Origin of the sequence: Kitasatospora sp. NPDC057542 (assembly GCF_042801945.1) — a bacterium.
In the GTDB taxonomy this organism is placed as follows: Bacteria; Actinomycetota; Actinomycetes; order Streptomycetales; family Streptomycetaceae; genus Kitasatospora.
This window is the reverse complement of sequence record NZ_JBHVFE010000438.1, coordinates 1-7565: the sequence shown is the minus strand read 5'-3', so window position 1 is coordinate 7565 and position 7565 is coordinate 1. Positions and strand designations below refer to the sequence as shown.

The following is a 7565-nucleotide window of genomic DNA, read 5'->3' as shown; positions in this document are numbered from 1 at the left end:
GGTCCGTACGGACGGACCCGGGGGCCTCCTGGTGCCTCAACTCAGCTGGATTCAGCCGAGGTTGGCGATCGCCTCGTTGAAGGTCTTGGACGGGCGCATCACGGCGGCGGCCTTGGCCGGGTCCGGCTGGTAGTAGCCGCCGAGGTCGACCGGCGAGCCCTGGACGGAGATCAGCTCGTCCACGATGGCCGACTCCTGCTCGGTCAGCGCCGCGGCCAGGCCGGCGAAGGCCTGGGCCAGCTCGGCGTCGGCGGTCTGCTTGGCCAGCTCCTGGGCCCAGTACAGGGCCAGGTAGAAGTGGCTGCCGCGGTTGTCGATGCCACCGAGGCGGCGGCTCGGCGACTTGTCCTCGTTGAGGAAGGTGCCGGTGGCGCGGTCCAGGGTGTCGGCCAGCACCTGGGCGCGGGCGTTGTCGGTGCTGCCGGCCAGGTGCTCGAAGCTGGCGGCCAGCGCGAAGAACTCACCCAGGCTGTCCCAGCGCAGGTAGTTCTCCTTGACCAGCTGCTGGACGTGCTTCGGGGCGGAGCCGCCGGCGCCGGTCTCGAACAGGCCGCCGCCCGCCATCAGCGGGACGACCGACAGCATCTTGGCGCTGGTGCCCAGCTCCAGGATCGGGAACAGGTCGGTCAGGTAGTCGCGCAGCACGTTGCCGGTCACCGAGATGGTGTCCTCGCCGCGGCGGATGCGCTCCAGCGAGAACTTGGTGGCCTCGACCGGGGACTTGATCTCGATCTGCAGGCCGGTGGTGTCGTGCTCCGGCAGGTACTTCTTGACCTTCTCGATCAGCACCGCGTCGTGGGCGCGGGTCTCGTCCAGCCAGAACACCGCCGGGACGCCGGTGGCGCGGGCGCGGGTGACGGCCAGCTTGACCCAGTCCTGGATCGGCAGGTCCTTGGTCTGGCAGGCGCGGAAGATGTCGCCCGGCTGGACGGCCTGCTCCAGCACCACGTTGCCCTCGGCGTCGACCAGGCGGACGGTGCCCGCGGCGTCGATCTCGAAGGTCTTGTCGTGCGAGCCGTACTCCTCGGCCTTCTGGGCCATCAGGCCGACGTTCGGCACCGAGCCGATGGTCGCCGGGTCCAGGGCGCCGTGGGCGCGGCAGTCGTCGATGACGGCCTGGTACACGCCGGAGTAGCTGCTGTCCGGCAGCACGGCGAGGGTGTCGGCCTCCTCGCCGTCCGGGCCCCACATGTGGCCGGAGGTGCGGATCATGGCCGGCATCGAGGCGTCGACGATGACGTCGCTCGGCACGTGCAGGTTGGTGATGCCCTTGTCGGAGTCGACCATGGCCAGGGCCGGGCCCTCGGCCAGCTCGGCCTCGAAGGAGGCCTTGATCTCGGCACCGAGGTGCGGCACGTTGTCGAGGCCGGCCAGGATGCCGCCGAGGCCGTTGTTCGGGTTCAGACCGGCGGCGACCAGCACCTCGCCGTACTTGGCGAAGGTCTTCGGGAAGAAGGCGCGGACCACGTGGCCGAAGATGATCGGGTCGGAGACCTTCATCATCGTGGCCTTCAGGTGCACCGAGAACAGCACGCCCTCGGCCTTGGCACGGGCGACCTGCGCGGCCAGGAACTCGTTGAGGGCGGCGGCCCGCATCACCGAGGCGTCTACGACCTCGCCGGCCAGCACCGGCACCTTCTCGCGCAGCACGGTGGTGGTGCCGTCCTCGCCGAGCAGCTCGATGCGCAGCGCACCGTCGGCGGCGATCACGGCGGACTTCTCGGTGGACCGGAAGTCGTTCTCACCCATGGTGGCGACGTTGGTCTTGGAGTCGGCCGTCCAGGCACCCATGCGGTGCGGGTGGGTCTTGGCGTAGTTCTTGACCGACTGCGGGGCGCGGCGGTCCGAGTTGCCCTCACGCAGGACCGGGTTGACGGCGCTGCCCTTGACCTTGTCGTAGCGGGCGCGGACGTCCTTGTCCTCGTCGCTCTGCGGGTCGTCCGGGTAGTCCGGCAGGGCGTAGCCCTGGGCCTGGAGCTCGGCGATGGCGGCCTTGAGCTGCGGCACCGAGGCCGAGATGTTCGGCAGCTTGATGATGTTGGCACCCGGGGTCTTGGCCAGCTCACCCAGCTCGGCCAGGGCGTCGCCGATCCGCTGCGCCTCGGTCAGACGCTCCGGGAAGCTCGCGATGATCCGCCCGGCCAGGGAGATGTCGCGGGTCTCCACCCGCACACCCGCGGTCGAGGCGTACGCCTGGACCACCGGCAGGAACGAGTAGGTCGCCAGGGCCGGAGCCTCGTCGGTGTGCGTATAGATGATGGTCGAGTCAGTCATCGGTACTCCGCTTCACGTCTCCAACGTCTTGACGTCAAGATATCTCGTCATGGGCCCCCGGCTCCACCTCCCCCCGCCCCCGGGCGCACAACGACCCGGTCGGCGGGCGCTGCGGCCCTCGCGTCGGGGGCGCTGCGGCGGTCGCGACGGGGGACGCGGCAGGGGTCGTGACGGGGACGGACTCCACGGTCGTCCGGCTCGGCGCGCGGGGCAAGCGGAGCGCTCGACCGGTGGTGTGGTCCAGTCGGGGGAGCCGGGCGTCAGGACTGCGTCAACGCACGTCCCCATTCGGTCAACGCCGCGTCAGGACCGGCGGCACCCGGGCCGGGCCGTCCTAGCGTCGAGGCAGTCAGTTCCGGCAGGCACCACCACCCCACTCGGGAGCATCCGCATGGCCCGCGTCGTCTGGCACGTTCCGGTCACCGCCTCCGGCACCGGAGGCACCACCGCACTCCGCCTGTTCCACCTGCGCGACGGCCGCCGCTGCGCGGTCGGATTCTCCAGCCCCGAGGCCCTCGTCGCCCTCCTCGGGCCCGACCAGGGCCACATCGAACTCGGCGAGCCCGCCCTCCGTGACCTCACCGCCCCTCTCGGTATCGACACCCTGGTGGTGGACCCGAGGCTGGTCGCCCCCTCCGTCACCGTCCCGTGGGTCACCGCACCGCCCGGTGCCGCCCCCGCCGCACCGCCCGTCCCGGCCCCGACCGTCCGGTTCCAGCACCGGTGACGGCCCCGCTCCAGCTCGTCCCGGGCGGTCCGGCTCCGGCGGGACGGGCTCAGCAGGCCCGGGCGCTGCACGCGATCGCCCGGATCAGCCACGGCCCGGTCCCGCTCGACTTCGACCGCCTCGCGGCGGAGTTCCCGGCCGTCCAGAGCGGCCTGGCCCTGGCCGGCGAGGCCGACCTCGAACTGCGGCTCGCCTGCACCGGCCCCGAGGAGCTACGGACGATCGCCGCCGCCCTGCACCGCGCGGGCGCCGCCCGGGTGCACATCGACCTCGTCCTGCGCGCTCTCACCCCGGCCCCCGTCACCCTGCGGCCGGTGCCCTGATCGGCATCGGCCCGGCGCCCCGCTCCCCTGTCCGGGGCCGGGGCGCCCGACCGCGCTCACTCCTCCCCGGGCCGCGGGTCCGGGTTGACCGCCTGGCCGTCGATCGGCTGGCCCCAGGTGTCGTCGCCGGCCGCGCCGACGCAGTAGCCGCTGCCCTCGACATGCCCGCCCGCGCTGCGGCACTGGTGCGCGGTGACGTCCCGGCGCCCGGTCGCGGCCGCCGGGCCGGCGGCTGTGACCACGGTCCCGACGGCGGCGGTGAGCAGGAGGACGGAGGCGGTCGCGGTGGCCGCCCGGGCCGGGAGTGAGCTCTTCATGCGGACCACCACAGCACGCCACCGGGCCCCGGGCGACCACAGGGCGCCCGCCTGGGTGGCCGCCGGGGGCCGGCCGTCCCCCGCTCCTCCCGCGCCGGTGCCGCGATGGCCGCGACCAGCAGCGCCGAGCCCGCCGGCAGGCCCACCGTCAACGGCTCGCCGAGGAACAGCACGCCGATCACCGCCGCCGTCGCGGGCTCCGGCCGGACCAGCACCGCGGCCGTCGTGCCGGACACCGTGCTCGGGCCGGTGAAGTACCCGTGGTGGGCGAACAGGGTGGGCACCGCGCCGAGGAGGAGCAGCGCCACCACCGTCACCATCGGGCCCGGCCCGCCGGCAGGACGCCGTGGACGCCCGGGACGGCCGCGAGCGGGAGGAGGCAGAGCAGGCCGGTGGTGATGGCGCCGGTGCCGAGCTGCCGACCCGGGCCGAGCTGCCGCCCCGGCCCCAGAGGGTGAGGCCGCTCCAGCCGGCACCCGCGAGAACGGCCGGCTCGACGCCGAGGGCCGGGCGCGGGCCCGCCGCCGGGGCGGCCACCAGCAGGGCGAGCCCGCCGGGGGCCTCCACCGCCTCGGCCGCGCCGGACCAGGTGGACGGCGAGTGCATCGCCGTCCTGCCGTGCGGGGCCGACGCCGACCCGTCAGGCCTGGCCGAAGCGGCCCGGTAAACCGTCAACTCCTCTTGTTCCCAAGGGAATTCATTGTGCTGATGGCCAGGCAGGGCGAGCACCGGCACCGAGGGCGGGCCGGGCCGACAGGCCAGGACCGGCGGCCTCCCGGACGGCGGCAGCCGGCAGGCACGGCGCGGCCACCCGACCCGGCACAGGCCCTCGGCGCGAACAGCGGCGACCCGCAATGTGGCACCCCGTCATTCCGACCCCGCCGCGCAGACAAGGCCGGCAGCACTCCAAATGAGTGAGCAGGATTCGGCGCCACCTGAACGACCCAGTCCACGCCGTCAACTCCCCAAACTGTCAGGCGATTTGAGAAGCATTTACAACCAGCCGAATCGATTCTGAGGGCAGTTCGATGACGCACTTGACCACCCGTTCGGCCCTAGGCGTCAACCATTTGGCACGGATTGATATGACAGTCATTTAGCCAGTAGGTACGTTCATTCATGTCGGCACCAAGCCGATCCAGTCCAGAAACAGGAGAAGGTCCATGAACAAGATGACCACCGCCATTGTCCTCGCGGCGTCGGCGGCCGTCGCCGTGACCGGTATCACCTACGCGTCGGCCACTCCCGAGCCCGTGGCGAAGGCGGCCCCGGTCGTTCAGAAGGCGGCCCCGGTGGCCGCTCCGGCGGCGGTTGCTCCGGCAGCCGCTGCCCCGGCGGCCGCTCCCGCCCTGGCGCCGCTCGACGGCGGCTCGAAGGGCAACGAGGGCAAGGGCAACGAGGGCAGGGGCGAGGAGCGCCGGGAGCACCGGGAGCACCGGGAGCACAAGCGCCACCACCGGGGCGTGATCCACGTCAACGAGCGCTCGTACTCCGCCGACGACTTCGGCTGCATCACCGTGGTCAGCGGCCTGGGTGCCAAGACGCTGAACATCCGCAACGACAGCCACCGGACCGTCGAGGTCTTCAGCGGCGCGGTCTGCGACAACGGCGCCCCCATCGCCACCGTCGGGCCCCGCAGCTCCAGCGACGGCGTGCGCCCGAAGCACCTCCACCACCACGACGGCATCGAGGTCAAGGACGGGGTCGTCGGCAGCTTCCGAGTCGTGCACCACTACGGCGAAGGCCGCGGCGAGGGCTACGGCGAGGGCGAGGGCTACGGCGAGGGCGGGAAGCGCTGATCCAACGGCATAACGACATAACGGCATAACGTGGAGCCCCGGCCCGCCGTAATCGGGCCGGGGCACCGACATGTGCAGTGTCCCACAAGTTTACGAACCCAACCTGTGAGTGACGTCCGCCGAGGCGGCCCAGCAGCGGCCACTCGGCGGTCCGGCGTGATGCGCAGCGGGTCGCCGAACGAATGGGGGGCTCCATATTGCCGGGAGCCGGCAGTGAAGCTCAATTCACGCTCAAGTGCTGAGCCTACTCGCGAGTCAGGTAACACGCACGGGAGTGGGAGGCCCCCTACCAGCACGGATATCCGGCAAAGAACGTAAACATTCAGTAATGAAATCTGTGCAGACCTCTATGAATAGACCTACTGTGTGGCAACTCTCCGCGCTCCGCCCACCTCGGAGCCCCCACCCACAGAGAGATCGTTCATGGCTTCCCTCAACCAGGTCTCCTCCCCGCCCGGCCAGAGCGCCGGCCCCGACGGGACCCCCCAACGGTCGCTGCGCCGCCACGTCGGCCTCGTCGGCCTCATGTGGGCCTCGGTCGGCTCGATCATCGGCTCCGGCTGGCTGTTCGGCGCGAAGGAGGGCGTGATGGCGGCCGGCCCGGCCGCCGTACTGTCCTGGGGCATCGGCACGGTCGCGATCGTGCTGCTCGCGCTCGTGCACGCCGAACTCGGCAGCATGTTCCCGGTCTCGGGCGGTACCGCGCGCTACCCGCACTACGCCTTCGGCGGCCTCGCGGGGATGTCCTTCGGCTGGTTCTCCTGGCTCCAGGCGGCCACCGTCGCGCCGATCGAGGTCGAAGCGATGATCGGCTACGCCCGGCACTGGCCCTGGGCCGGCGGCCTGCTCAACGACAACAACACCCTCACCGCCAGCGGTTTCGCCGTCGCCACCGTCCTCATGGCGGTGTTCGTCGCGGTGAACTTCCTCGGTGTGCGCGTCCTCGCCCGCACCAACAACATCGCCACCTGGCTGAAGATCGCCGTCCCGCTGCTCACCATCTTCGTGCTGGCCGTGACCAACTTCCACGGCTCCAACTTCACCTCGCACGGCTTCGCGCCGTTCGGCGCCAAGGGCGTGCTCGCGGCGATCAGCACCAGCGGCATCATCTTCGCCCTGCTCGGCTTCGAGCAGGCCATCCAGCTCGCCGGCGAGAGCCGCAACCCCAAGCGCGACATCCCCCGCGCCGTGCTCGGTTCGGTCGCCATCGGCAGCCTGATCTACACGCTGCTCCAGGTCGTCTTCATCGGCGCGCTGCCCCTGAGCGCCTTCGCCAACGGCTGGGACAAGCTCGACTTCCCCGGCATCGACGGCCCCTTCGCGGGCCTCGCCACCGTGGTCGGCCTCGGCTGGCTGGCCTGGGTGCTCTACATGGACGCCGTGATCTCCCCCGGCGGCAGCGGCCTGATCTACACCACCTCGACCTCGCGCATCTCCTACGGCCTGAGCCGCAACGGCTACGCCCCGCGGAGGTTCGAGGAGCTGGACAAGAACGGCGTGCCGTGGTTCGGCCTGGTCATCGCCTTCGTCACCGGCGTGATCTGCTTCCTGCCCTTCCCGAGCTGGCAGGAGCTGGTCGGCTTCATCACCTCCGCCAGCGTGCTGATGTACGCCGGCGCCCCGCTGGCCTTCGGCGCGATGCGCCGCCGGCTGCCCGAACGTGAGCGCCCCTACCGGCTGCCGGCCGGTGAGCTGATCTCCCCGGCCGCGTTCGTGGTCTCCAGCCTGATCATCTACTGGTCCGGCTGGCACACCCTCTCCCGCCTGGGCATCGCGATCGTGCTCGGCTACGTCCTCCTCGGCAGCTACGCCGCGTACGCGATCAAGAAGGGCCTGCCGAACGCGCCCCGACTGAGCTGGAAGTCCGCCCAGTGGCTGCCGCCCTACCTGGTGGGCCTCGGCCTGATCTCCTGGCAGGGCAGTTTCGGGGACGGCACCGGCAACATCCCGATGTGGGCCGACATGGCCCTGGTGGCGGTGTTCTCGCTGGTCATCTACTTCTGGGCGATCCGGGTTGCGCTGCCGGCCGAGGCGATCGAGCACGAGGTCTCCGACGTCGAGGTGGTCGACGAGGGCGGCCACTGAGCACCGACGACCGACAGGAAGGGCCCGCCGGCCGTGCGAC

8 protein-coding genes are annotated in these 7565 nt (G+C 71.5%); 5 read left to right on the top strand and 3 right to left on the bottom strand.

What is annotated here, in order from left to right; all coding sequences use genetic code 11:
- Window positions 1-51 precede the first annotated feature (51 nt).
- Entirely contained in the window at window positions 52-2274 is a 2223-nt protein-coding gene (locus tag ACFU7Y_RS35740; protein WP_224284285.1) for an NADP-dependent isocitrate dehydrogenase, read from the bottom strand.
- A 391-nt stretch (window positions 2275-2665) separates the two neighbouring features.
- Between ACFU7Y_RS35740 and ACFU7Y_RS35735 the strand changes: the two genes are divergently transcribed.
- Both ACFU7Y_RS35735 and ACFU7Y_RS35730 read left to right on the top strand, forming a co-directional pair.
- Window positions 2666-3001, top strand: coding sequence for an SAV_915 family protein (locus ACFU7Y_RS35735; protein WP_224284284.1), 336 nt, complete (start codon window positions 2666-2668; stop codon window positions 2999-3001).
- Window positions 2998-3324: a hypothetical protein gene (locus tag ACFU7Y_RS35730; RefSeq protein WP_224284283.1), complete on the top strand. Its 327-nt coding sequence runs from the start codon at window positions 2998-3000 to the stop codon at window positions 3322-3324. The genes ACFU7Y_RS35735 and ACFU7Y_RS35730 overlap by 4 nt, the downstream gene beginning before the upstream one ends.
- Window positions 3325-3380: 56 nt before the next feature.
- Here ACFU7Y_RS35730 and ACFU7Y_RS35725 read toward each other — a convergent pair whose 3' ends face one another.
- Both ACFU7Y_RS35725 and ACFU7Y_RS35720 read right to left on the bottom strand, forming a co-directional pair.
- Complete coding sequence (locus ACFU7Y_RS35725) at window positions 3381-3641, bottom strand: hypothetical protein (RefSeq protein ID WP_380770850.1); 261 nt, start codon at window positions 3639-3641, stop codon at window positions 3381-3383.
- The gene (locus ACFU7Y_RS35720; protein ID WP_380770849.1) at window positions 3638-3949 is read right to left on the bottom strand and encodes an EamA family transporter; all 312 of its coding nucleotides are present in this window, start codon (window positions 3947-3949) and stop codon (window positions 3638-3640) included. Before ACFU7Y_RS35720 ends, ACFU7Y_RS35725 begins: the two co-directional genes overlap by 4 nt.
- A 38-nt stretch (window positions 3950-3987) precedes the next feature.
- Here ACFU7Y_RS35720 and ACFU7Y_RS35715 point away from each other — a divergent pair, with 38 nt between their 5' ends.
- From ACFU7Y_RS35715 to ACFU7Y_RS35705, 3 genes are all read left to right on the top strand, one after another.
- A complete protein-coding gene (locus tag ACFU7Y_RS35715; RefSeq protein ID WP_380770848.1) occupies window positions 3988-4308 on the top strand; it encodes a hypothetical protein in 321 nt (106 codons plus the stop codon).
- 496 nt (window positions 4309-4804) lie between these two features.
- Window positions 4805-5440 carry a hypothetical protein gene (locus ACFU7Y_RS35710; RefSeq protein ID WP_224284092.1) on the top strand — a complete coding sequence of 212 codons (636 nt, stop codon included), beginning with the start codon at window positions 4805-4807 and terminating at the stop codon, window positions 5438-5440.
- Between the two features lie 423 nt (window positions 5441-5863).
- Window positions 5864-7525 carry an APC family permease gene (locus tag ACFU7Y_RS35705; protein WP_374120093.1) on the top strand — a complete coding sequence of 554 codons (1662 nt, stop codon included), beginning with the start codon at window positions 5864-5866 and terminating at the stop codon, window positions 7523-7525.
- The last annotated feature ends 40 nt before the right edge of the window (window positions 7526-7565 follow it).